Source organism: Lysinibacillus sp. NPDC056185 (assembly GCF_047737915.1).
Classification (GTDB): Bacteria; Bacillota; Bacilli; order Bacillales_A; family Planococcaceae; genus Lysinibacillus.
The window spans coordinates 1-1,597 of record NZ_JBLLLQ010000088.1 but is presented as its reverse complement, the minus strand read 5'-3'; the positions used below and the strand labels follow the sequence as shown (position 1 = coordinate 1,597).

The following is a 1,597-nucleotide window of genomic DNA, read 5'->3' as shown; positions in this document are numbered from 1 at the left end:
GCACTGGGAACTCCGCGGCGATCAGGCAGTCCGCCTGCGCCGCGGCGCAGGCGGCCGCGTTCCGCGGCGGCGGATGGTCCGGGTCGAGCACGAGCAGCCGGCACTGCGCCGCCCATACGCCGAGCATCGCGACCACCAAGTCGGGGTTGCGCTCGGCAGCGACGGCGACCGTGGCGCCGGGTGGTATCCGGGCGGCCCGGATGGCGGCGGTCAGTTCACGGACGGCGGTGCGCAGTGCGGCGTAGCTCAGCCCGTCCACGGCCGGAGTCGAGGCGCGGTGGCGGGCGGTCCGGGCGAGCTGCCGGGCGAACGCGGGTGCTGCGGCGGGGGGCAGCGGTTCGCCGGGGTTCAGCGGCTCGGCGGGGTCGGGCAGCGCGGGGGAGGGCGGCCGGTAGCGCAGTGGCGCGTCCGGGTCCGCGACGGCGTGGGCCAGCAGCGCGGTGTACTGGCGCAGGATCTCCTCGGCCGCCTCCGGCGAGCAGGCCGCGACATCGCGGACGAGCTCCAGATGGATGTCGTCGACGCTCTCCACCACGTACATGTTGAGGTCGAAGAGGGCGGGCGGGCTCGGGGGTGGCAGCAGCCGCGCGGTCAGTCCGGCGAGCTGCGGCGGGGGCGTGGGGCCGCCGAGGTGATTGAACCAGGCGCGGAACAGCGGTCGACGGTCGCCGCGTTCGCCCGCGACCGCCTCGGCCAGCTCTTCGAAGTGCCCGGCAGCGGTGGATGCGGCGACCACTTCGGCGTGCACGCGGTCGACGACCCCGCCGTAGGACGGGCGGCCGGAGACATCGATACGTACGGCGCAGGTCTCGACGAAGAACCCGACGAGGTCGCGGGCGGCGTCCGGCTCCCGCACACTGAGCGGATAGCCGAGGCACACGTCGTCGGATCCCGACCACCGGGCGACGACGTCCGCGAAGGCGGCGAGCAGGGCGGTGAACACGGTCGTACGGCGGGCGTCCGCGCAGGCGCGCACCGCTGCGGTCAGCTGTGGGCCGAGGCTGCGGGTGTGCCGGGCGCCGATGCCCTGGGCTGCGGCGGGATCGGGGCCTTCGAGGGCGAGCGGCCTGTCGCGGTGGCCGCGCAGGGCGTGCAGCCGACCGCTCACATCCGTAGGGCGGCCGGCCCGCCACAGTACGACGTCCCCGTATGCGACGGGCAGCGGCGCGAGCGCGCGGCCGGAATACAGCTCGCCCAACTCGGCCAGGAGGATCCGCTGGGAGTCGCCGTCGGTGGCGATGTGGTGGACGGCGAGGACGAGCAGGTGCCGGTCGGCGATGCCCTCTTCAGCGCGGCCTTCCGGGGCGAGACTGATCAGCAGGGCCCGCAGTGGGGGCTCGGCGTCGAGAGCGAACGGCAGTTGCAGGAAGGCGTCCACGAGCGGCCAGGGGTCCACAGCCGGGCCAGCCGACTCCAGCGGGACCGGTGCTGGTTCGCCGACCTGGGCGATGGGCCCGGAGCCGGTATCGCGGACACGGGTGCGCAGCGGCTCGTGCCGTGCGGCGAGCGCGGTCAGGGCCTGTTCCAGTGCGACCTGGTCGAGCACGCCTGTGAGCCCGACGACCGCCGGTACCGTGTAGGTCGCCCGCTGCGGATG

Annotated in this window: 1 protein-coding gene; it reads right to left on the bottom strand. The window is 74.9% G+C overall.

Going from position 1 to position 1,597, the window contains the following annotated elements; all coding sequences use genetic code 11:
• A partial coding sequence (locus ACMZ42_RS27025) for a condensation domain-containing protein (protein WP_415733427.1) occupies window positions 1-1,597 on the bottom strand: 1,597 nt, incomplete at both ends.